Here is a 23,413-nt window from a genome sequence, read left to right as displayed (position 1 = left end):
GTAAAGGAAGAGTCAGTAGCATTGGCCGAAAAAGGACCGAACTAGATCCTTTATCTATGCGATATTAACTTCTTAATAATTGCTGCTGAATAAAGGTCCATTGCTCATCAAAGTGGAGCGTTGGTTTTTGTTTAAATTCGCTGCGAACAAACTGTGAAATACGCCCTTCTACAAAGGCCAGTAATAGGTTGGCGAGAACGGCTTCGTCGAGGTTAAAGCCTACGCCTTCGCGTAAAGTTTTTTCGCGCAGAATTTGTTTTATTTGGGTTTCAATTTTGGCAAATAGCACATCGATTCGGCTACGTAAACGTTCGTTTTCACCCAGCAGAGCATCGCCATTTAATACGCGTGAAATACCAGGATTACGTTCAGAAAACACCAATAACAGCTGCAGTACCAATTGGCAGCGGGCCATGGTGTCTTTTTCTTCGTCCATGATGATATTGAGGCGTGACAAAATAGCGTCTTCAATAAACTCGATTAAGCCTTCGAACATTCGCGCTTTACTGGGGAAATGACGATACAGTGCCGCTTCTGATACACCGACTTCGGCAGCAAGTTTAGCTGTGGTAATACGTTGGCCTGGGCTGCTTTCGAGCATTTTTGCTAAGCATTGTAAAATATGCTCACGACGATTCATTTTAGGGCTTTCAGCCATTATCTGTTCCTTGGCTCAGTGACGACTAGAAAAGATTATTTGGTTCCTGAGTGACCAAATCCGCCTTCTCCACGATCTGAGCGATTAAACTCATCCACTAAGGTAAATGTTGCCTGTACCACGGGTACAAACATCAATTGGGCTAAACGATCGCCTATTTCGAGCGTGAATGGTTTATCACTTCGGTTCCAACATGACACCATTAATGGTCCTTGGTAATCGGAGTCAATTAAGCCCACTAAATTACCCAAAACGATGCCATGTTTATGACCCATACCTGAGCGTGGCAAGATAACCGCGGCAAGGCTTGGGTCGGCCACATGAATGGCAATACCCGTTGGAATTAATACCGTTTGGCCAGGTTCAATCACCATAGTGGTGTCGGTCATGGCACGTAAGTCCATGCCTGCGCTACCGGGAGTTGCGTAGGCTGGCAATGGAAATTCACTGCCAATACGCGAGTCGAGAATTTTTAGTTCAATGGGTGTTTTCATGATTTTTTTAATTGTTTTTCTATTAATGAGAGTAATTGGCGCGCCAGTGTTAGTTTGTCTGTTGCTGGTAGTTGTTGGCTGCCGTGTTGCCAAAATACCTGTAGTGCATTGCTATCGGCATTAAAGCCTAAGCCTTGAATAGAAACATCGTTAGCGGCAATCATATCGAGCTTTTTGCGTTGTAATTTACCGCGAGCGTATTGCTCCACATCGTTAGTTTCTGCTGCAAAACCGACAGTAAAAGGTCGAGGTGTGTGCTCGGCAACCGTGGCTAAGATATCAGGATTACGTACTAGTGCAAGCTGCATTTTGTCGGCTGATTTTTTGATTTTCTGCTCTGCTATATCGGCAATTCGATAATCCGCTACTGCGGCGCAGCCGATAAAAATATCATGCTGCTCAACCTGTTCCATCACTGCGTTAAGCATTTGCTGTGCAGAATCAACGTTAATACGAGTCACACCTGCTGGGGTTGCCAAGTTAACTGGACCAGACACTAATGTTACGCTGGCGCCCATTTCTGCTGCGGCTTGGGCTAAGGCAAAACCCATTTTCCCTGAGCTGTGGTTGGAAATATAACGCACAGGGTCTATCGCTTCGCGCGTTGGCCCGGCAGTAATGAGTAGTTGATGACCTTGAAGTGTTTTAGGACCAAAAAATTGTACCAGTTGTTCTGCCATCACCACGGGCTCTTGCATTCTGCCGGGGCCGACTTCACCGCAGGCTTGGCTACCCGATGCTGGGTGCCAAATTATCAGGCCTTTACGGACTAAATTGGCCATGTTCTCTTGGGTGGCAATATTTTGGTACATCTGTTGATTCATCGCTGGGCATACAATGACAGGCGCACTGGTGGCTAAGCAGGTTGTGGTTAATAAGTCATTAGCCATACCGGCATTGATCCGCGCGATTATGTTTGCTGTTGCTGGAGCAATTAATACCACCTCAGCCCAACGAGCGAGTTCGATATGACCCATAGCCGCTTCTGCTGCGGGATCAAGCAAGTCAGAGGCCACTGGGTTGCCAGAAAGCGCTTGTATGGTTAACGGGGTGATAAACGCCATGGCGCTTTGAGTCATAATGACTCGCACATCCGCGCCACGCTCTTTTAAACGGCGAATAAGGTCCGCGCTTTTATAGGCGGCAATGCCGCCACCAATTCCGAGTAATACTTTTTTATTTGTCAGCATGATGCACATTATCCGACTCAAATCTAATTACGGCTAACAATATCACAAACCTATGACAAGTGGCGCAGATCCAATCTCAAAAATATCAACCATACTGTAGTCATTAATTCGAACTCTGTTGTTGAAAAAGATAACCAGCCGTTGTGGGTGTGGTCATCGGGTATAGCGTCGAGTTAATGCGTGCAATTAAATCGCCACATTGAATATAAGGGACATTCATGGGAATTAAAGATTGGCCTCAAGGAGAAGGACCTCGAGACAAGTTACTGCTCAAAGGCGCTGGACATTTGTCTGATGCAGAATTGCTTGCGGTGTTATTGCGTAATGGTCTGGCGGGGCAAAATGCGGTGGATTTAGCCCGAGAGATGATCAGTCAGTTTGGTGGTTTGCGCAGTTTGCTGAGTGCATCGAAAAGCCAAGTGTGTAAATTAGCTGGCGTTGGACCGGTAAAATACGCTCAATTACAGGCCGCGGCCGAGATTTCTAAGCGAATTGCCCATGAAAATCTACAAAGAGGGCAAATTTTGACAAATCCTGATTTAACTCGGGACTATTTAATGAGACAATTAGGCGACCGATCCTATGAAGTGTTCGCCTTACTATTGTTGGATACCCAACATAGAGTCATTCAATTTGTAGAATTATTTCGTGGCACCATCGATTCCGCTTCTGTTTATCCTCGCGAGGTTGTAAGCCTTGTTTTGGAGAAAAAAGCAGCGGCAGTAATAGTGTGTCACAATCACCCGTCTGGCATCGCAGAGCCAAGTCAGGCTGATCGGCGAATAACTGAGCGAATAAAAAATGCATTGGCAACCATAGATGTTTCTTTGTTAGATCATATGGTTGTAGGTGATCAGGAGATAGTCTCCTTTGCTGAGCGAGGGTGGATAGTATAAACACTGCTTGATCTTATATGGTCAATCGTGTATAAAATGCGCCCTCTTTGTGCCTCGGGCGACGGCCATACGAGGCACATTAATGCTCGAGCGTTAAAAAATTGTTTTGGAGAAGATTGACATGTCAAGAGTATGCCAAGTAACTGGCAAGAAGCCAATGGTTGGTAACAACCGTTCGCACGCAAAAAATTCGACTCGTCGTCGTTTTTTACCTAACCTACAAAACCATCGTTTTTGGTTAGAAGAAGAAAAGCGTTTCGTGCAATTACGTGTATCTACTAAAGGTATTCGTATTATCGACAAAAAAGGTATTGAAGTAGTTGTTGCTGAACTTCGTGCCAGTGGCGAGAAGGTATAATAGAAAATGGCTAAATCTAAAGGTAATCGTGAGAAGATCAAATTAGTATCTAGTGCTAAAACTGGTCACTTCTACACTACTGAAAAGAACAAGCGTAACATGCCTGAAAAAATGGAAATCAAGAAATTTGATCCAGTCATTCGTCAGCACGTTATGTACAAAGAAGCTAAAATCAAGTAATTGATTTTTGATTCTTAAAAAAGCCCCTTAATAGGGGCTTTTTTTATGGCCGTTTAAAAATAGTCTATACTGAATAACACCTTAGACTGGCCACAAAAATGTTTGATAAGCGTTTATTATCCCAAGTTGTGCTAATTTACAGCGTTGATCTAATGTGCTCATCATAAAATCATTCTATTTTGATTGGGTCCTCAACATTGGTAACCTGCTATTTCGTTAATATTTTGATGTAAAAATGTAACCCAATCGATATAAAAAATGCGTAAAGGGCTATTAGCGGCTAAAATGAGTTAACTTTTTGGCTGTCATGATTTTTTCACACTAAAGTGACACACTATATTTTATTAAAAGTGAAATAAAATGCTTTAAAAGTGAATTAAAATGCAATACCATTCCTTTTAACGTAATAAAAAATCATGTGATGTTCTTTGTCATAACTATTAATGAATATCAAACTTATCCTGAGGTGAATTTGCCTGTGAGAACCACTGAACTGGTTGATGGATTTCGTCATTCTGCTCCTTATGTTAATGCACATAGAGGTAAAACTTTTGTCGTCATGCTCGGTGGCGAGGCTTTAGCACATCCGCAGTTTCGCGGTATTTTAAATGATGTGGCTATGTTGCACTCACTTGGAATAGAGGTGGTATTAGTTTACGGGGCCAGGCCACAGATTGATGAGGGGTTGAAGGCTGCTGGAATTGAACCCGCCTATCATAACGGTATACGCATTACTGATGATGAAACCCTTAAAATTATCAAACAGGTTGCGGGAGCGACTCAATTTGATATCACCGCAAGGTTGTCGATGTGTTTAGGCAACACGCCAATGCAAAATGCCCAAATTAACCTTGTTAGTGGCAATTTTGTGATTGCGCAACCGTTAGGCATCGAAGACGGTGTTGATTTCTGTTTGAGTGGTAAGGTTCGCCGTATTGATGCGTTGGGTCTTCGTCGTCAATTAGACAATAATGGCATAGTCTTGATGGGACCGATTGCGGCTTCAGTTACCGGTGAAAGTTTTAACCTTACGGCAGAAGAAGTCGCGACCCAAGTCGCGATAAAGCTAAAGGCTGATAAGATTATTGGTTTTAGTAATAGTCACGGTATTTTGGATGAAAATGGCGACGTGATTGCTGAACTGATGCCAGACGAAGTTGAAGAAATGCTTAAGACGATGTCTACAGATACGCATGCTTCTGTGGGGACGATGGCTTTCTTAAAAGCCAGCGTTGAAGCGTGTCGCCGAGGCGTGCCACGTTGTCATTTGGTGAGCTATTTAGAAGATGGCGCATTATTACAAGAATTATTTTCACGCGAAGGTATTGGTACTCAAATTGTGACCCAAAGCGCCGAACGTTTACGCCGGGCAACCATTAGCGATATCGGCGGTATTTTAAATCTTATTCGGCCTTTGGAAGAGCAAGGTATTTTGGTGCGCCGCTCTCGTGAGCAACTTGAAATGGAAATCGAGCAGTTTATGTTGGTTGAACGTGACAATTTGGTTATTGGCTGTGCAGCATTGTATCCATTTGAAGAAGACAATGCGGGTGAGTTTGCGTGTCTGGTGGTGCACCCCGATTATCGTGATGCTGACCGAGGTAGTTTACTGCTAAATAATATTATTGGTCAGGCCCGTGTTCGTGGTTATTCGCGTTTATTTGCACTGACAACTCGGAGTATTCATTGGTTTTTAGAGCATGGCTTTAATATTGTCGATGTCGATGTGCTCCCGAATATGAAAAAGCAGCTGTATAACTATCAACGTCGCTCAAAAATTCTTGCGTTAGATTTGTAGAAGTAACAAGACAGTTAACACATAAAAAATGCCGGATTACTGAACAAAGTAATCTGGCATTTTTGTGAGTCAATTATCAATGATTTTAGTGGCTTAAACTAACCAATGTTGAATTATCAAGCTGACGCTTTGGCTAAGGCGTTACGTCGTTGACGTTGCAATATCATGTCGCCAACAAAGATAACTAACGCGCCCCAAATAAATCCAAAGGTAATGCCTTTCTCTATATCAAACGGTTCATTAAAGAGTTTTACCGCCAAGATAAACATGATACTTGGGCCAATATATTGGAAAAAACCTAAAATCGAAAATGGAATTCTGACGGCGGAACCTGCAAAACATAGTAACGGAATCGTTGTGATAATACCGGCAGCGACTAACAGTAAATTGAGGTCGAGAGTGTTGGTTAGCATGCTCGTTGTCGAACTGTCTAAGGTGATGAGTAAATACCCTAAGGCAATAGGTAATAAAATGGCCGTTTCGACCAATAATCCAGATTTAGCATCGATATTAACTTTTTTACGTAATAAACCATAAAAACCAAAACTGGCCGCCAAGGCTAATGACAATAGTGGAATAGAGCCAAAAGAAATTAATTGTACCAGCACTCCGGTACTGGCTAAACCTACCGCAACCCATTGCAATTTACGTAGACGCTCACCTAAAAATACCATCCCAAGCAATACGTTAAATAGCGGGTTAATAAAGTAACCTAGACTGGCATCGAGCATATGGTCGTTGTTGACCGCCCAAATAAAAATTAGCCAATTTGCTGCAATTAGCACCGAGGTGACAAACAGTACCGCAAGTTGTTTAGGTTGTTTGAGAATAAGACGCAGACGATCAAAACCACCGATAAACTGCATCATGATGATCATAAAAATAAATGACCAAATCACACGGTGCATTAATATTTCTGTCGCGGGGACATTATGTAAAAGTTTAAAATACAGCGGTGCGACACCCCAAATGGTGTAAGCGCAAACGGCCAGTAAAACCCCTTTACGGTATTCTAAATCAGGCATAGTGAGTCAACAGTGGGAAGAACAATAATAGATGGCGATTGTAGGTCGCCATTTTGGATGACACAAGTGATTAAGCGAATTCTTTTATAAACCGGTTGTCAGCTTTAAATGGCAGCGCGTTTAGCTTATCCCACCATATAAGTCCCTGTGCCGAAGGCGATGTGGACCCCTTGTTCATTATGTAACTCCATCCGACAAACTGATACGCGATTACCCGCTCGGATAACACTGCCTGTGCCAGTGAAGACTTCACCGCGACCCGGACGAAGAAAGTCGACGCGCATATCGATAGTGCTTAAGGTGGTTAAACGTTGTTGTAATTCCTCTATTGTCCAATTTTCTTTACTGGCAACTAGCCCAGCAAATACCGTGAGCCCGCCGACAACATCGAGTAAGGTTGCTGTGACACCACCATGTAAAATGTTTTGATGAATATTACCAATAAGCTCAGGCTTCATTTTTATCACCACTTCAACCCCATTGATGTCGTAATGTTTTATGTCTAATCCGAGTAGATTATGAAACGGAACATGTTGGTCAAATATTTGTGCAACTTGTTGTAATACTTGGGTTTGAATAGCGGTGGTCATGAGCAATCCTTGTCTGTTTTATAATTATTATGCTTGTTGTTTGTAGGGGTGGCTTACTGCTAAAGAGTATTTAATCTAACCCTAAAGTGACATTGACTCAATCTTCTATCTTGGGTGAAAACAGCGTAAAGGTGTTTTGGTTCAAGACATCTGTGGCTGAGTGCTTTAAAATGAGTGCCCCTTGAATGATGATGTAGTGTAATGGATACTCCGATTTCGGCCAATATTGCGTCCTCAGATGTGTTGACGACAGAGCAAGATGTACTTGCTGCAAGCTTGCAGCAAGTGTTTGGTTATCGCGCCTTTCGTGAAGGGCAGCGAGAAGTCATTGAGCAAAGTTTACAAGGCCAAGATACCTTAGTGATTATGCCTACTGGTGGCGGCAAAAGTATGTGCTATCAATTGCCTGCTATTGTGTTGCCTGGCGTTACTGTGGTCGTGTCACCATTAATTTCGTTGATGAAGGACCAAGTCGACAGTTTATTGCAAAGTGGGGTATCGGCAGCTTATCTCAATTCATCTTTACCGCGCGAACAAAGTGCTGAGGTGTTACGCAAGCTTCATGCAGGCGAGATTAAATTGTTGTATGTGTCGCCAGAGCGTTTGTTACGTCCTGACTTTATTGAGCGTCTGCAATCAGTTGATATTTCAATGTTTGCCGTCGATGAAGCGCACTGCATTAGTCAATGGGGCCATGATTTTAGACCTGAATATGCTGCATTAGGTCAATTAAAAGAATATTTTCCTTATTTACCATTAATGGCTTTAACCGCGACGGCAGATCACGCCACGCGTTTAAGCATTTGCGAACGTTTAGGGGTAACACCTTATACTTTGCTGTCGAGTTTCGATCGCCCCAATATTCGTTATACCGTGGCTGAAAAACTGAATGCGGCGAATCAGCTGCGTCAGTTTTTAACGGTGCAAAACGGCACCAGTGGTATTGTGTATTGCAGTAGCCGGCGACGAGTTGATGAGGTGGCTGAGCGTTTACGCCTACAGGGGTTTAATGCCCAAGCGTATCACGCAGGATTGAGCCAGCAAGATCGAGGCAACGTTCAAGATAAATTTCTAAAAGATCAAATCGATATTGTGGTGGCAACCGTGGCTTTTGGCATGGGGATCAACAAGTCTAACGTGCGCTTTGTGGTGCATTACGATATTCCCAAAAGCATTGAAGCTTATTACCAAGAAACCGGGCGAGCTGGTCGTGATGGTTTAGACGCTGAAGCTTATATGTTGTTTGACCCTGCTGACATAGGCCGAGTCAGACATTTGATTGAGCAATCTGAACCGGGTCCGCAACAGCAAGTCGAATTTCATAAATTGCATACCATGGCAGCCTTTGCTGAAGCGCAGACTTGTCGTCGCCAAGTGCTATTAAACTACTTTGATGAAGTGGCTTCTAAGCCTTGTGGTAACTGTGATATCTGTCTTGACCCACCTAAACGATATGATGGTACTGAAGATGCACAAAAAGTGCTTTCTTGTATTTATCGTTTGCAGCAACGTTTTGGTATCCACCATGTTATTGAAGTATTACGCGGGTCTAAAGCGGCTAATATCGTTGATAGAGGCCATGATAAGTTATCGACATGGGGCATTGGTAAAGATAAATCAACAGAGTTTTGGCTCAGTGTTATCCGCCAGTTAATTCACTTAGGTTTGATGAGTCAGGATATTACTCGGGGATCTGCGATTAAGCTTAATCCTGCCGCGAGGCCGGTGTTAAAGGCTGAGCTATCGTTAAAGTTAGCGGAACCCAGAATTCAATTAATCAATGTTAAACGTAAGCCAAGTGCGCGTGGGCCGCAGCAATATGATCGTAAATTATTTGCGCGTTTAAAATTACTGCGCCGTGAACTGGCTGAAAAGAATGACATTCCACCTTATTTAGTCTTTAACGATGCTACCTTGGTTGAAATGTGTGTCATGCTGCCCACAAGTCCTGGAGAGATGCTCGCGGTAAACGGGGTTGGGCAGATTAAACTTGACCGATTTGGCGGAGATTTTTTAGATGAAATCTCTGATTATCTGACCAAAAGTTAGTCATTTAATGTTCATCATTAGGCGGGGTCTCTTGAAGTTTTATTTTGTTTAATTGATTTATAACGGCTTTTTTTACTAGCACGTCAAAGTTGTCAAGTTGCTGTAAACTCGCCATACCAATATTTACTTTGATCCCCGTTTTCCATTCGCTGAGTACTCGTTCTATTTGGGTTACGACTCTCGCCGCTCCCATTGACGAGGTGTGTGGCAGGATAATAATGAGTTCGTCAGTGTTGTGACGAAATAATTGGTCTTGTTCTCTCAGTGTGAGTTTGAGTCGTGGGATCATAAACGGTATATCCTCGAGATTAATATGATTGATATTAATCAGCAATAGACTCAGTTGATACTGCCCTTGTTTGGCATTGCTCAGCATATGATCAATACGTTGCTGCTGGTTTTCTTCTTGAGTATCAGCATTGAGGCGTTGTGGTCTTCGGGCCAAAAACAGCACTAATCCAACGGACAGTAACAAAATGATTAAAGCTGTAATGGTCAAATTTTGATTGATGTTGCTGGCAGGTTTTTCGGGTGCTGTACTGACTTCACTTTGTGCAGCTATTCTGGCTTTAAACTGCATAAAGTGGGCATTGTTTAACTTGGCCGCAGCTTGTTTAGCAGCGTCAAAACGCTGCACTTGAAATTGATAAGCCGACTCGAATTGATTTTGTTCAGCGTAGTATTGGCTGATTATTTGATTAAATTCTTCTAAATCAGAAAATTGTTTAAGTTCAGTGGCTTGTTCAATAATTTCATTGAGTAGCGACAATGCTTGTATATCTTTATGTTGTGCAAAATACACTTTGGCTAAGGTGCGCTTGATGCGCATAACGTAAAGAGGCTCTTGGTATTTTGTTAAAAGGTTGATGCTTGAGTGGGCGAGTTGCTCGGCGATGTCATAATCACCAACGTATAAATGAATACTGGCCAGTAAGGCATTACCGATTGCAAAGTCTTTTTCCGATGTATTTTTACTATTTTCAGTTTTTGCCTTGTTAAGATAATACAACACTTGCGCTTTATCTTTTTGTGCCATATTAATTCGGGCTAAGTTAATCGCAAATGCAAAGTTAAGTTTACCGAAGGTAGATGGGTCATTATAAGCGAGTTCTGCAAAGTGTAATGCTTCTTCAAGATCGCCCATGGAGAAAAATACATTAGTAATTTCAGAGAGTAAATAGGATTTAGGGACCAAATACCAATCCTGAAACTGTGCTTGAGCCTCATCAAAAATAGCTAATGCTAAGCGTAAATCCTCAATCGATTGATTGTAGTTTTCTAGGCTGGTGTTTTGGCTACTGTTTAAAAAAAGGCTATTTACAATCGCTTGCTTTTCAGAGTATCGCTTTGCCAAGCGTAGTGCTTCTTCGGTGAGTTGTTGTTCTTGGAGTGTATTGCCAAGGCTTTGATGTGCTGCAGCTTGGCATTGCATGAAGTAGGGACGCGCGGTATCGTACTTAAATTGCCTGGCCTTTATTTCCCCTTGTTTTGCCAAGGTGATAGCCTGATTGAACTCACCAAATTCCAATAAATTAACACAACGTAACAGCGTTAATCGTAGCGCATCGATATTGGCTAATGGTTGTTGAGCATGTTGTTGCTCAAGAGAATCAATCAGTGATTTTGCGTCCGTAGATCGTTGAGAATTGATACTGTTGATCACATCGAGCTGCTTACGAGCGCTCAGTTGTTGAGTTTGAGCAATGATATCGCCGGAGAGTAATAAACGTTGCGCTGGTTGAGCAAAAACTGCCGTAGTCGCTAAATATAGTGTGATGCCAAAGATTAGAGCAAAAATGCGACTAAAGTTATATTCAATACTCTTTTTCGACAACATCATCGTCATATATCTACTTAACATGGGGTGGTAGCAGTATACGATTATTTATATCCAGATACATAAAAATATAATTGATGCAGCAACTTAGATTGATGTTTATTTGCACTTTGAGAGGTAAGTTCATTAATTGAAAGCGAATCCATATTGGCTGATAATGTAGTTGGTTAACTGTAATGAGGCACTAGTACACTATCATCTTTTTCACGATGGTTAAATTAGGGTTGACACAGAAGGCTGGTCGAGTTACATATTAGGTATAGACATATTTTTTGCGTCACACATTTAGCATATTTAGTTATTAAAAGTGAATATTAACACCATGAACACACAATTGTTTTTACTCGGACTCCTTCTCCTCTCTCGCATACCCTGCGCGGAGTCCTTTGTGTTACATGCAAAATAATTCATTAAGCATACACAAACCCCGCGCTAACAGTCGCGGGGTTTTTTGTTTCTAGCCCTTTTGAAATGTACCAATTGTGCTGTTTGCAGTTGGGTAAATAGATACATGATGGTCGATGGAGAAATTCGATGTCCAATAGAGTTATAATTTTTGATACTACGCTACGTGATGGCGAGCAGGCGCTGGCAGCGAGTTTAACCGTTAAAGAAAAGCTACAAATTGCCTTAGCGCTGGAACGTTTAGGCGTTGATGTAATGGAAGTGGGTTTCCCGGTGTCTTCTCCTGGTGATTTTAAATCGGTGCAAACCATTGCCAAGACCATTAAAAATAGCCGAGTGTGCGCGTTATCCCGTGCACTTGAAAAGGACATTGATGCCGCAGCCCAAGCCTTATCGGTAGCCGATCAATTTCGGATCCATACTTTTATTTCAACCTCGACCATTCATGTTGAAAGTAAATTAAAGCGCTCTTTTGACGATGTGTTAGAGATGGCCGTTAATGCGGTTAAGTACGCCAGACGTTTTACGGATGACGTTGAGTTCTCATGCGAAGATGCTGGCCGCACGCCGATAGATAATTTGTGTCGTATGGTAGAGGCGGCAATTAAAGCCGGTGCCCGTACCATTAATATTCCAGACACTGTTGGCTATACTGTGCCAAGCGAGTTTGCTGGCATTATTAAAACCTTATTTAATCGAGTGCCAAATATCGACCAAGCGGTGATTTCGGTTCATTGTCATGATGATTTAGGTTTGTCGGTTGCTAATTCGATTGCTGCAGTAGAGATGGGCGCTCGCCAAGTAGAATGTACTATTAATGGCATTGGTGAACGAGCCGGTAATTGCTCGTTAGAAGAAATTGCCATGATCCTTGCAACACGCAAAGATTTGCTTGATGTAGAGTGTGGTATTAACGCCAAAGAAATACATCGTACGTCGTCGTTGGTCAGCCAACTATGTAATATGCCTATTCAAGCTAATAAGGCCATCGTGGGGACTAATGCATTTTCTCATTCATCGGGTATCCATCAAGATGGTATGCTAAAAGCCAAAAATACCTATGAGATCATGACCCCAGAAAGCATTGGTTTGAATCGTAATAATATGAACATGACTTCACGCTCTGGTCGCCATGTGATTAAGCATCGCATGGAAGAAATGGGTTACCAGCCAAGCGATTATGATATGGACAGCCTTTACGAGCAGTTTTTAACCTTGGCAGATAAGAAAGGTCAGGTATTTGATTACGACTTAGAAGCGTTAGTGTTCGTGGAGTCGCAAGCTCAAGATGATGATAAATATCAACTACAACATATGATGGTGCATTCAGATTCGACTGAAGGTGTGGCCACCGCGACGGTGCGTATTGCGGTAGATGGCAAAGATCTTACCGAAGCATCGACAGGTAATGGACCTGTCGATGCCGCTTATAATGCCATTGCACGGGCAACCGGTCGTCAAATAAATATTACCAACTATAAATTAAGTGCCAAAGGTGAAGGCCAAAATGCCCTAGGGCAGGTTGATATTACCGCGAAATACAACGAGCAGACGTTCCACGGTGTCGGATTAGCCACCGATGTGGTTGAGGCGTCAGCCCAAGCGTTAGTTCATGTGATGAATTTAGTGTACCGCGCAGACAAGGTTGCTGATTTTAAACAACAGATCCATAAAAATAGGGAGTTAGGTGGCGTATGAGTTATCAAATAGCAGTTTTGTCGGGTGATGGTATCGGTCCTGAAGTGATGGCAGAAGCGCGTAAAGTGCTGAGTGCGGTAGAAGCGCGTTTTGGATTAGATATTAACTACACCGAATATGATGTTGGCGGCATTGCGATTGATAACCATGGTTGTCCTTTACCTGATGCAACGTTAACAGGCTGTGAAGCTGCCGATGCCATTTTATTTGGCAGCGTTGGTGGCCCCAAGTGGGAACATTTACCACCCAATGATCAACCGGAACGTGGTGCATTATTACCGTTACGTGGTCACTTTGAGCTATTTTGTAATTTACGCCCAGCCAAATTACATGACGGCTTAGAGCATATGTCACCACTGCGCAGCGACATTTCAGCTCGTGGTTTTGATGTGTTGTGCGTACGTGAGTTAACCGGCGGTATTTACTTTGGTAAGCCAAAAGGGCGTCAAGGTGAAGGTGACGACGAAGAAGCCTTCGACACTATGCGTTATAGTCGCCGCGAAATTAGCCGCATTGCTCGTATTGCTTTTGAAGCTGCGCGTGGACGTAAAAACAAAGTCACTTCTGTAGATAAAGCCAATGTGTTGACTTGTTCAGTGCTATGGCGTCAAGTGGTAGAAGAAGTGGCCAAAGACTTCCCTGATGTCACCTTAGAGCACATCTACATCGATAATGCGACTATGCAGCTATTGCGTCGTCCAGATGAGTTTGATGTGATGCTATGTTCTAATTTATTTGGTGATATTTTATCCGATGAAATTGCCATGTTAACCGGCTCTATGGGGCTATTGTCTTCGGCAAGCATGAACAGTAAAGGCTTTGGTTTATTTGAACCGGCCGGCGGCAGTGCCCCCGATATTGCTGGTCAAGGTATCGCTAATCCGGTGGCGCAGATTTTATCTGCCGCACTGATGTTACGTCATAGCTTAAAGCAAGAAGACGCCGCTAATGCCATTGAACGCGCGGTGACAAAAGCACTCGCCAGTGGTTATTTAACCGGCGAACTTATGGCAGCAGATAAACGTAGTGAAGCAAAGTCGACCGCACAAATGGGCGATTTTATTGCCCAAGCGATAAAGGAAGGTGTGTAATGGCTCAAGTTATGGGTAAAACCTTATATGAAAAAGTGTGGGATGCACACATTGTCGCCTCTCCTGAAGGCGAAGCCCCCGTCGTGTATGTTGACCGGCATTTAGTGCATGAGGTGACATCACCTCAAGCATTTAGTGGCTTAAAAGTGGCTGGACGCACACTACGTGCACCACACAAAACCTTTGCCACCATGGATCATAATACCTCGACCCGCAGTGCCAGTTTAGATGCACTGAGCCCTATGGCCCGCACCCAAGTTGAAACCCTAGCGCAAAACTGTAAAGAGTTTGGCGTGCGTTTGTATGATATTCATCATCCTAATCAAGGTATTGTCCATGTAATGGGGCCTGAATTGGGGATTACTCTACCGGGATCCGTTATTGTGTGTGGTGATTCGCACACCGCGACCCATGGTGCATTTGGTGCATTGGCGTTTGGTATTGGCACCTCAGAAGTTGAGCACGTATTGGCCACCCAGACCCTACGCCAGTTAAAAGCCAAAACCATGAAGATTGATGTTCGCGGCCAAGTGACCGATGGCGTAACAGCAAAAGATATCGTATTAGCCATTATTGGTAAATTAGGTATGGATGGCGGCACAGGTTATGTGGTTGAGTTTTGTGGTGATGCCATTGAGGCATTAACCATGGAAGGGCGTATGACCTTGTGCAACATGGCCATCGAAATGGGTGCCAAAGCCGGTATGGTCGCGCCTGATGAGACCACATTTAACTATCTTAAAGGCCGTGAGTTTGCTCCTAAAGATGCGCTGTGGGAGCAAGCGGTTGCCACATGGTCACAATTGAAGACCGATGCTGATGCGGTATTTGATGCTGAAGTGGTATTTGACGCAAACGATATAGCGCCGCAGTTAACCTGGGGTACTAACCCTGGTCAAGTGGTGGCTATTGACGGTGTGGTGCCTAATCCTGAACAAGAAACCAATATTACCAATCGGACGAGTATGGTCAAAGCGTTAGAGTATATCGGCCTTACGCCGGGTACTAAAATGACCGACATTAGCATTAATAAAGTGTTTATTGGTTCTTGTACTAACTCGCGCATTGAAGATTTACGTTCTGCTGCTGCGCAGGCTAAAAATCGTAAAGTGGCTGACGGCGTGGTGGCGATTGTGGTGCCGGGATCGGGCCCAGTCAAACGGCAAGCAGAAGCTGAAGGCTTAGATAAGATTTTTATTGAAGCCGGTTTTGAATGGCGTTTACCAGGTTGTTCGATGTGCTTGGCAATGAATGATGACCGTTTAGACGCGGGTGATCGCTGTGCATCAACCAGCAATCGTAATTTCGAAGGTCGTCAAGGTCGTGGCAGTCGTACCCATTTGGTTAGCCCTGCTATGGCTGCAGCTGCAGCAGTTGCGGGCCACTTTGTTGATATTCGTCAACCTTATTAATCAGCTAAACAAGGATATTTTATGCAAGCTTTTACAGCACATACCGGTTTAGCGGTAGCCATTAACAGCGCCAATGTTGACACTGATCAAATCATTCCTAAGCAGTTCTTGTCAAAAGTGACTCGTGACGGTTTTGGGGTGCACTTGTTCCATGATTGGCGTTATTTAGATGATGCGGGTGATCAGCCTAATCCTGAGTTCGTGCTCAATCAGCCTCGTTACCAAGGTGCTTCTATTTTATTAGCGCAAGAAAACTTTGGTTGTGGGTCATCACGTGAACATGCACCTTGGGCATTAGCTGATTTTGGTCTTAGGGTCATCATTGCCCCGACGTTTGCGGACATATTTTACGGCAACTCGATAAATAATGGCTTTCTACCGGTAACGCTAACCTCTGCTGAAGTACAACAATTGATGGATGAAGTGGCAGCCCAAGAAGGAGCGCAGATTACAGTAGATTTACATGCGCTAACGGTCACATCACCCTCTGGTTGTGTGTTTGATTTTGCCATGGTTGAGTCTGCAAGGCATAAATTACTCAATGGTCTGGATGCTATCGGATTGACATTGTCATTTGAGCAACAGATCAGTGACTATGAAGCTCATATACCCGCTTGGTATGCATAATCGGCTATCACTGAGTGTTTAGTGTGTCGTTAATATTGTGTAAACAATGAATTAAAACCTCTTCATGTTGTCATGAAGAGGTTTTTTTTGTTTTTAATTGTAAAAACTTTTATGTAACCATTTTGTACACAAAAACAAGCTAGGCTTATTTTAGACCAATATTTTTAACCATTTAAGCTTATTGTTATACGATAGTTTTTATTTAAGGTACTGTTTATTAATGCAAAAAATTAACTATTGGTAAGGTGAGGTCCATTAGATTTACCGTTACCCTGTTTTTCGGGTTGTCTTTTACATCATTAAATCAAAAGTTTGATCACGATCACAATTTAAAATTGAATCACTCACTTCTTGTTCAGTCCCTTGCGGCTGTTGCAATGCTTTTTTGGATCAGTACACTGACAGCTTCATTTAAGTCGAGCTTTAACTCTATGTAAGCCGATTTATGCAGTTTGAATCTAAACACAGAGAATTATAATGAAAAAAACAGTGTTAACACTGGCGATTAGCGCCATTGTATTTGGGGCAACGACTCAAGTGAATGCGGCAGGTTTCCAACTTGCAGAATATTCAGCGACAGGTTTAGGCCGTGCATTTGCTGGTGAAGCCGCCATTGCAGATAATGCGTCAACTCAAGCGCGTAATCCTGCGATGCTTGCTTATCTCGAAGGCCGCCAGCTGTCATCAGGCGGCATCTATGTCATGCCAAATGTGGATGTGATGGGTGATGTTGGCATTTCTTCACCACTATTAGGCTCAGAGCCATTAGTGATAGGTGCAGATGACTACGATGTTGCTGATAATGCACTCGTGCCAAACTTTTACTATTCAAACCAGTTGAATGACCAATGGACTTGGGGTTTAGCCGTCAATTCAAATTATGGTTTAGAAACCAATATTCCAGTGGCGGATGCGGCGGCTATTTTTGGCAGTAAAACTTCAATTACGACAGTCGAATTTAACCCGAATGTTGCCTACCGTCTTGATGATGCATTTACCGTAGGCGCTGGCCTTCGTGTGGTGTACGGCGAAGGTGAAGTGGGTGCTACTGCGCCAGGTTGGATTGATACGATTAAAACGAGTTTACCTGCAAGCATTAGCGCACGTTTACCCGCGGGTGGGACTAATCTAAAGTCAATGGAAGGTGATGATGTTGGCTATGGTTGGAAAGCGGGCGCGAGCTGGCAAATTAACTCCGCTAACCGCATTGGTTTGGCTTACCACAGTAGCGTCGACCTTAAACTCGACGGTCATGTTGATGGCGTGGTTTATACTGGTGGTCAAGATATCGAAATTGAAGGTTATTTGCCGGTTGAGTTACCTGCCTTTGCCGAACTTGCTTCTTATCATCAGTTAACTGAAAATTGGGCAATGCATGCCAGCGTAAACTGGACTGAATGGAATGTGTTTGAGCAACTAGTGGCGTATTTCCCTGGTGATGTTAAGCCTGTCGGTGACTTAACGTCAAACATAGTAAAAGAAGAGAACTTTAATGATAACTGGCGTTATGCGCTCGGTACTACCTATACCCTTAATGATCAGTGGACATTACGTGCAGGTATGGCATTAGATAAAACCGCAGTTGACGATCAAGATCGCACCACCACAATCCCTGATTCTGACCGTTTATGGTTCAGCGTTGGTACAGGCTATCAATTGACTAAAAATCTGAATGTAGATTTAGGGGTGACGTATATTAAAACCCACGGTGATGCGCCTATTACTGAAACACAAGACCTATTAGGCCTTGCTGCTGTTAGCTATACTGGTGAAGCCACCGGTGATGTCTGGATAACAGGCGTGCAGTTAAACTATAAAATGTAATCGATGTCGTTGGATATCATTGATCAAAGGGCCTCGCAATTGCGGGGCCTTTTAGTCTGCTATTTACGTGATGCAGTTAAGCTACTAACATCATTAAATAGCCTAAAATCACGATGAGGTTTATGTCTAAACGACCCCTAGATGCAGTATATAGCATGTCGAGAAGAGACAAGGTTTAAGGTGCTAGGAATAGGGCGCTATGCTTACGGAAAGCTGATAACGGATAACAAGCGAACGCTGCGCTCACGGATAGCGCGGTCTAGGGTCGCTTCTAGGTGCTAGAGAGCCTGCGGCTGCTAGGATCTAGAAGGACGAAGTCCGCCCTCTGGCGAGCTTGCCAGTTCCTAGAACCTATCAGTCGCGAAGCGACGCTCTCGGTAAGGCTGTCACTATTACCTTCTATTACTGCCTTGTTCGTTTTCCTACGGGAGTACTGACACGAGCATGCTGAAGTGGTTTGGGTTTATGCTAACAGAGGACATTTACTTGCATTGATTTTATATATCGATTTAGGATGTAATGTTGGATTAGTCAGTACAGAAACGATATAAAAAATTATAAAATTCAGATAAAACAATTATGTAAATAATTGAATAATAAAACCACATAACAGATCACATCTACATGAGATAGGAAGTCAGATGGTTGCCAATAAATACATTGTCGCGTTAGACCAAGGCACTACAAGCTCTCGTGCCATTGTGTTTGATCATCAAGCCAATATCGTCGCCGTGGCTCAGCGTGAATTTACCCAACATTATCCGCAAGCGGGATGGGTAGAGCATGATCCCATGGAGATATGGTCTTCACAAAGTTCAGTACTGGTTGAAGTACTGACTCGTAAAGGGATAAGTCATCATGATGTTGCCGCGATTGGTATTAGCAATCAACGTGAGACCACGATAGTCTGGAATAAAAACACAGGTAAGCCAGTATATAACGCCATTGTATGGCAATGCCGCCGCAGCCAAGCAATATGCCAACATCATAAAGCACAAGGTGCTGAAGAGATGGTGCGTCAGAAAACCGGGCTAGTACTTGATCCGTACTTTTCGGCGTCAAAAATTGAGTGGATTTTGAATAATGTTGACGGTGCTCGTGAACAAGCAGAAGCGGGCGATCTATTGTTTGGCACCGTTGACACTTGGTTGGTGTGGAAGCTAACACAAGGTAACGTTCATGTGACCGAACCGACTAATGCCTCTCGGACCATGTTATTTAACATTCACGATCAACAGTGGGACCCAGAATTACTCGATTTGTTTACGATACCTCGGGCAATGTTACCTGAAGTGAAACCTTCTTGCGCAATATACGGTTATACCGAACTTGCAGGCAATCCTGTTCCTGTGGCGGGGATGGCGGGTGATCAACAATCGGCTTTGTTTGGCCAATTATGTATCGAACCTGGGATGGCTAAAAATACTTATGGCACAGGGTGTTTTTTGTTAATGAATACCGGTGTCAAAGCTGTCGAGTCAACCCATGGTTTATTAACCACCATTGCTATTGGTACTGATGCAAAAGTGAATTATGCCTTAGAAGGCTCGGTATTTATGGGCGGGGCCGTGATTCAATGGTTGCGTGATGAGCTAGGTCTTATTACCGATGCCTGCGACACTCAATATTTTGCCGACAAAGTGAGTGACACCAATGGCGTGTACTTAGTGCCTGCATTTGTGGGCTTAGGTGCACCTTATTGGGATGCCGATGCCCGTGGTGCCATCATTGGCTTAACCCGTGGCGCCAATCGGAATCATATTATTCGTGCGGCGTTAGAGGCGATTGCTTACCAATCACGTGATGTGCTTGATGCTATGAGTAAAGATTCTAATGTACCACTGACACAAATTCGAGTCGATGGTGGTGCGGTGGCAAATGATTTTTTAATGCAATTTCAAGCAGATATTACTGGGGCAACAGTTATTCGTCCCCTTGTAACTGAAACCACCGCGATGGGGGCGGCATTTCTAGCGGGCTTGGCCGTTGGTGTGTGGAAGTCGACGGATGAATTACAAACCATGCTGTCTACCGAGCGGGAATTTACCTCGACAATGGATATAGAGATCCGTGCAAAGTTGTACCATGGTTGGAAGCAAGCAGTATCTCAAGTGAGTCCTAATGGTAACCTTGCTTAACTAAGGCAAGCGTTACACTTCAATATCAATATGCTGACTGGCGGTTTCTCCACGAGTGGAGAATCGCTTATCACTTTTCATTAGTCTAATTTTGTTACCGACATTTTTTTTCTCATTAACCGTTCGCGGTTTGGCTCGTCTATCTTGTCGAGGTGCTTCCTGCCGTTGAATAGGCATTTTATGGCTAATGTTTGGTGGTAATTGTGACTGAGGCGCCTCGTGACTGTCAGCACTAATCGCACTGGCATTTTTGACTTGTTCAACAATCCGTTTACGTTCACTCACAGCCTGTACTGGCCTGGCTAGCATGGCATAAATGCTGTCAATACTCATGTTGCTCTCCTGTAACGATGAAATGACGCTAATGTTAATCATCATAACTGTTTATCGACTCAGGTTGGTTAAAATTTAATCTTTTTAGGTTAAGAATAATTTGGCTGACATTTTCATACTCTTGATTGATGCATTTAGACTGGCCCTTTGCTTGTGGTGGGTATCAGCAAATATGCTCATTTCATTATTGTTATGCGTTATTTCAATGATGCATTAACACTAACAGAATAATGCTAACAGAGCGTTACTAACAGAGTGACGTCAACAACGCATCGCTTTGATCTTAGCTGACCAAAGAAGGTGTAACTTCTGGTTGGATTTAGATTTAGTGTGATCACCGCGTTATTCACTTTCGAGCACTGCCTTTAACCGTTTTCATTGAGTCATCACAACCGCATGACCCTTAAGGCATTAAACATAATTAACTGTGATTGCCAGATAAATTGATAAAATGCTGCGCTCAACATTAAGATATCGAAGACAAATACCGTGATCTTGAGTGATAGCGTTTTAGCATAAGCTAATGATACCAAGTCGTTTAAGCATTGTTATTCATTTCATCAGTACAATGCACATCAAGGTGAATAAAGAGGCTTTTACGTCTCAATAACGCGGCGATCAATGCTGAGATTGAATACAGTCGCAAGACATTGCATAAGATAAGGCGGTTTTTAACGATATAAAGTGGACTCAGTCGACTATTTGTTGATCTTTAATGTGATTAAAATGGCGTTTATGGGCAAGATTACGACGTAAAGATGGAGTATTCGAAGCATAAAATAAGATTAATTAAAAAGATCACGTGTTTATTTTTGCCGATAAAACGACCGTTATGTGTCTGGTTTAACTCATTTACCCTGATTTTTAGCTGTTTTCTACAAATGGCTCTGTCATTCATCCTGCTTGATATTAATTTGCTGCTAACCCGCTTGGTGTCTGGATTTAATATATCTGTCCATCCCTTGACAAAACTTGCATAGAGTCCCTAAACTTAGCATTTGTGGGAAGAAGTGGATCATTGTGGATCAAATGATAACAATAAGGACTCAATAACGTGTTTCGTGGTGCCAGTGCAATCAACATGGATGCTAAAGGGCGGATCGCTATTCCAGCGAGATACCGTGATGCGTTGCGTGTCGAACATGCCGGTACTGTGATTATTACCGTAGACATTGAAGCCGCTTGTTTATTGATTTATCCGCTACACGAATGGGAGCAGATTGAAGCAAAGCTAAGATTGCTTTCTGATACCGATCCACTTGAGCGCTCCTTTAAACGAAAATTACTAGGTCACGCACAAGATTGCGAACTAGACAGCCACGGACGCATAGTGATCCCGCCGGCATTACGAAGTTTCGCCAGTTTAGAAAAGAAAACCATGCTGGTGGGCTTACTGAATAAATTTGAATTATGGGAAGAGAGTGCTTGGCAACAACAAATGGATGATGGCAATACGCTCATTCAAAGCCAAGATTTAGCCAGCAATGAACGCTTGGCATACTTTTCACTGTAGTGACCAAAAAGGTTAGAAGAATCCAATGAGCCAAGAGTTTGCCCATTTATCTGTATTACTAAATGAAACCGTCGATGGTCTCAATATCCAAAGTGATGGCATCTACATTGATGGCACTTTTGGCCGTGGTGGGCATTCGCGTCATGTGTTGAGTCATTTGGGTGAAAATGGTCGCTTAATTGCGATAGACAAAGATCCGCAAGCCATCGAGGCTGCTAAGCAGTTTGCTGATGACCCTCGATTCCAAATTGTCCACGGTGGCTTTGGTCAATTAGCTGAGTATGTCGATGAGCTTGGATTAACAGGCCAGATTAATGGTGTATTGCTTGATCTTGGCGTGTCGTCGCCACAATTAGACGATGCGGAACGTGGCTTTAGTTTTTTACGTGACGGCCCGCTCGATATGCGTATGGATAACAGTCAAGGTCAAACCGCTGCCCAGTGGATAGCGCGTGCAGAAATTGAAGATATGGCATGGGTATTTAAAACCTACGGTGAAGAAAAGAATTCGCGCCATATTGCACGTTGTATTGCAGCTGATCGTGAGAAGACACCCTTTTTACGCACCAAAGACTTAGCCGATTTAATCGCGCGTATTACCAAAAAGAAAGAGCGTAATAAGCATCCAGCGACGCGAGTGTTTCAGGCGATTCGTATTTACATCAATAGCGAATTAGAACAAATAAATCAAGCGTTAGAAGGTGCTTTAGCGGTGTTAGCTCCCCAGGGCCGTCTATCAGTGATCAGTTTCCATTCCCTAGAAGATCGTATGGTGAAACGTTTTATTCGTCGTCATAGTCAAGGTGATAGCGTGCCACATGGTTTACCGATCACAGAAGCTGAAATTAATAAATCTCGTAAATTAAAAGCCATGAGTAAGGCGATGAAGCCTTCTGATGCGGAATTAGAGCAAAATCCACGCGCGCGCAGCTCTGTGTTACGAGTTGCCGAGCGTCTGGATTAATAACCACTGAGGGTAATGTGAGCCAATCACCATTAAATTTGCCTCAGATTGTGTTACACGACATTTGGCACCACAAGTGGATATTGCTGTTGAGTGTATTGGTTGTGATGAATGGCGTAGCCGTAGTTTACACCAGCCATGTAACGCGTAAGTTGATTACCCAATGGGATCAGTTGCTGCAAGAGCAAGATCGCTTGGATATTGAATGGCGAAATTTATTATTAGAAGAACAATCGCAATCTGAGCACAGTCGCGTGACTCGGATTGCAACCAAAGAATTAAATATGACTCGGCCGCTTCCTAAGGAGGAAGTGATGATTCGAGTCAAGTGAG

21 protein-coding genes are annotated in these 23,413 nt (G+C 43.3%); 14 read left to right on the top strand and 7 right to left on the bottom strand.

Annotated elements, in window-relative coordinates; translation table 11 throughout:
- Positions 1-64: 64 nt before the first annotated feature.
- The 3 genes from slmA to coaBC are packed head-to-tail and all read right to left on the bottom strand — an operon-like array spanning position 65 to position 2,345.
- Complete coding sequence (slmA, locus tag EGC80_RS03900; RefSeq protein ID WP_124012794.1) at positions 65-658, bottom strand: nucleoid occlusion factor SlmA; 594 nt, start codon at positions 656-658, stop codon at positions 65-67.
- A 35-nt stretch (positions 659-693) separates the two neighbouring features.
- Entirely contained in the window at positions 694-1,152 is a 459-nt protein-coding gene (gene dut / locus EGC80_RS03895) for a dUTP diphosphatase (protein WP_124012793.1), read from the bottom strand.
- Entirely contained in the window at positions 1,149-2,345 is a 1,197-nt protein-coding gene (gene coaBC / locus EGC80_RS03890; protein ID WP_124013006.1) for a bifunctional phosphopantothenoylcysteine decarboxylase/phosphopantothenate--cysteine ligase CoaBC, read from the bottom strand. The genes dut and coaBC overlap by 4 nt, the downstream gene beginning before the upstream one ends.
- Positions 2,346-2,560: 215 nt before the next feature.
- On the opposite strand from coaBC, the gene radC reads away from it, so the two are divergent.
- From radC to argA, 4 genes are all read left to right on the top strand, one after another.
- Complete coding sequence (gene radC / locus EGC80_RS03885) at positions 2,561-3,238, top strand: RadC family protein (RefSeq protein WP_101033267.1); 678 nt, start codon at positions 2,561-2,563, stop codon at positions 3,236-3,238.
- Positions 3,239-3,359: 121 nt separating this feature from the next.
- The gene (rpmB, locus tag EGC80_RS03880) at positions 3,360-3,596 is read left to right on the top strand and encodes a 50S ribosomal protein L28 (RefSeq protein ID WP_101033266.1); all 237 of its coding nucleotides are present in this window, start codon (positions 3,360-3,362) and stop codon (positions 3,594-3,596) included.
- Between the two features lie 6 nt (positions 3,597-3,602).
- On the top strand, positions 3,603-3,776 hold the full coding sequence (gene rpmG / locus EGC80_RS03875) for a 50S ribosomal protein L33 (RefSeq protein ID WP_011494790.1): 174 nt from the start codon (positions 3,603-3,605) through the stop codon (positions 3,774-3,776).
- A gap of 478 nt (positions 3,777-4,254) precedes the next feature.
- Entirely contained in the window at positions 4,255-5,574 is a 1,320-nt protein-coding gene (argA, locus tag EGC80_RS03870; protein ID WP_101033265.1) for an amino-acid N-acetyltransferase, read from the top strand.
- A gap of 116 nt (positions 5,575-5,690) precedes the next feature.
- Here the strand turns inward: argA and rarD are convergent, their stop codons facing one another.
- Positions 5,691-6,599 (bottom strand): EamA family transporter RarD, encoded by a 909-nt coding sequence (rarD, locus tag EGC80_RS03865; RefSeq protein ID WP_101033264.1) that lies wholly within the window; start codon positions 6,597-6,599, stop codon positions 5,691-5,693.
- A 125-nt stretch (positions 6,600-6,724) separates the two neighbouring features.
- The gene (locus EGC80_RS03860; protein ID WP_101033263.1) at positions 6,725-7,189 is read right to left on the bottom strand and encodes a thioesterase family protein; all 465 of its coding nucleotides are present in this window, start codon (positions 7,187-7,189) and stop codon (positions 6,725-6,727) included.
- Between the two features lie 201 nt (positions 7,190-7,390).
- Here EGC80_RS03860 and recQ point away from each other — a divergent pair, with 201 nt between their 5' ends.
- The gene (gene recQ / locus EGC80_RS03855; RefSeq protein ID WP_164839416.1) at positions 7,391-9,238 is read left to right on the top strand and encodes a DNA helicase RecQ; all 1,848 of its coding nucleotides are present in this window, start codon (positions 7,391-7,393) and stop codon (positions 9,236-9,238) included.
- Between the two features lie 4 nt (positions 9,239-9,242).
- Here recQ and EGC80_RS03850 read toward each other — a convergent pair whose 3' ends face one another.
- Positions 9,243-11,084 (bottom strand): hypothetical protein, encoded by a 1,842-nt coding sequence (locus EGC80_RS03850; RefSeq protein ID WP_164839415.1) that lies wholly within the window; start codon positions 11,082-11,084, stop codon positions 9,243-9,245.
- A 525-nt stretch (positions 11,085-11,609) separates the two neighbouring features.
- On the opposite strand from EGC80_RS03850, the gene leuA reads away from it, so the two are divergent.
- From leuA to glpK, 6 genes are all read left to right on the top strand, one after another.
- On the top strand, positions 11,610-13,178 hold the full coding sequence (gene leuA / locus EGC80_RS03845; RefSeq protein WP_101033261.1) for a 2-isopropylmalate synthase: 1,569 nt from the start codon (positions 11,610-11,612) through the stop codon (positions 13,176-13,178).
- Positions 13,175-14,269, top strand: a complete 1,095-nt coding sequence (gene leuB, locus EGC80_RS03840; protein WP_124012790.1) for a 3-isopropylmalate dehydrogenase — start codon at positions 13,175-13,177, stop codon at positions 14,267-14,269. Before leuA ends, leuB begins: the two co-directional genes overlap by 4 nt.
- Positions 14,270-14,280: 11 nt before the next feature.
- Complete coding sequence (gene leuC / locus EGC80_RS03835) at positions 14,281-15,681, top strand: 3-isopropylmalate dehydratase large subunit (protein WP_124013005.1); 1,401 nt, start codon at positions 14,281-14,283, stop codon at positions 15,679-15,681.
- Between the two features lie 21 nt (positions 15,682-15,702).
- The gene (gene leuD, locus EGC80_RS03830; protein ID WP_124012789.1) at positions 15,703-16,308 is read left to right on the top strand and encodes a 3-isopropylmalate dehydratase small subunit; all 606 of its coding nucleotides are present in this window, start codon (positions 15,703-15,705) and stop codon (positions 16,306-16,308) included.
- 477 nt (positions 16,309-16,785) lie between these two features.
- Positions 16,786-18,132 carry an outer membrane protein transport protein gene (locus EGC80_RS03825; RefSeq protein ID WP_124012788.1) on the top strand — a complete coding sequence of 449 codons (1,347 nt, stop codon included), beginning with the start codon at positions 16,786-16,788 and terminating at the stop codon, positions 18,130-18,132.
- Positions 18,133-18,773: 641 nt separating this feature from the next.
- Positions 18,774-20,270, top strand: a complete 1,497-nt coding sequence (gene glpK / locus EGC80_RS03820; protein ID WP_124012787.1) for a glycerol kinase GlpK — start codon at positions 18,774-18,776, stop codon at positions 20,268-20,270.
- Between the two features lie 12 nt (positions 20,271-20,282).
- On the opposite strand, the gene EGC80_RS03815 is transcribed toward glpK, so the two are convergent.
- Positions 20,283-20,603 carry a hypothetical protein gene (locus EGC80_RS03815; RefSeq protein ID WP_124012786.1) on the bottom strand — a complete coding sequence of 107 codons (321 nt, stop codon included), beginning with the start codon at positions 20,601-20,603 and terminating at the stop codon, positions 20,283-20,285.
- Between the two features lie 1,054 nt (positions 20,604-21,657).
- On the opposite strand from EGC80_RS03815, the gene mraZ reads away from it, so the two are divergent.
- The 3 genes from mraZ to ftsL are packed head-to-tail and all read left to right on the top strand — an operon-like array spanning position 21,658 to position 23,412.
- Positions 21,658-22,116 (top strand): division/cell wall cluster transcriptional repressor MraZ, encoded by a 459-nt coding sequence (gene mraZ / locus EGC80_RS03810; RefSeq protein WP_124012785.1) that lies wholly within the window; start codon positions 21,658-21,660, stop codon positions 22,114-22,116.
- 25 nt (positions 22,117-22,141) lie between these two features.
- The gene (gene rsmH / locus EGC80_RS03805) at positions 22,142-23,080 is read left to right on the top strand and encodes a 16S rRNA (cytosine(1402)-N(4))-methyltransferase RsmH (protein ID WP_124012784.1); all 939 of its coding nucleotides are present in this window, start codon (positions 22,142-22,144) and stop codon (positions 23,078-23,080) included.
- A gap of 17 nt (positions 23,081-23,097) precedes the next feature.
- A complete protein-coding gene (gene ftsL, locus EGC80_RS03800; RefSeq protein ID WP_101033253.1) occupies positions 23,098-23,412 on the top strand; it encodes a cell division protein FtsL in 315 nt (104 codons plus the stop codon).
- Position 23,413 lies beyond the last annotated feature (1 nt).

Source organism: Shewanella psychromarinicola, from assembly GCF_003855155.1.
Taxonomy (GTDB): Bacteria; Pseudomonadota; Gammaproteobacteria; order Enterobacterales; family Shewanellaceae; genus Shewanella; species Shewanella psychromarinicola.
The sequence above is the reverse complement of the archived record's forward strand: the minus strand, read 5'-3'. Positions and strand labels throughout refer to the sequence as shown.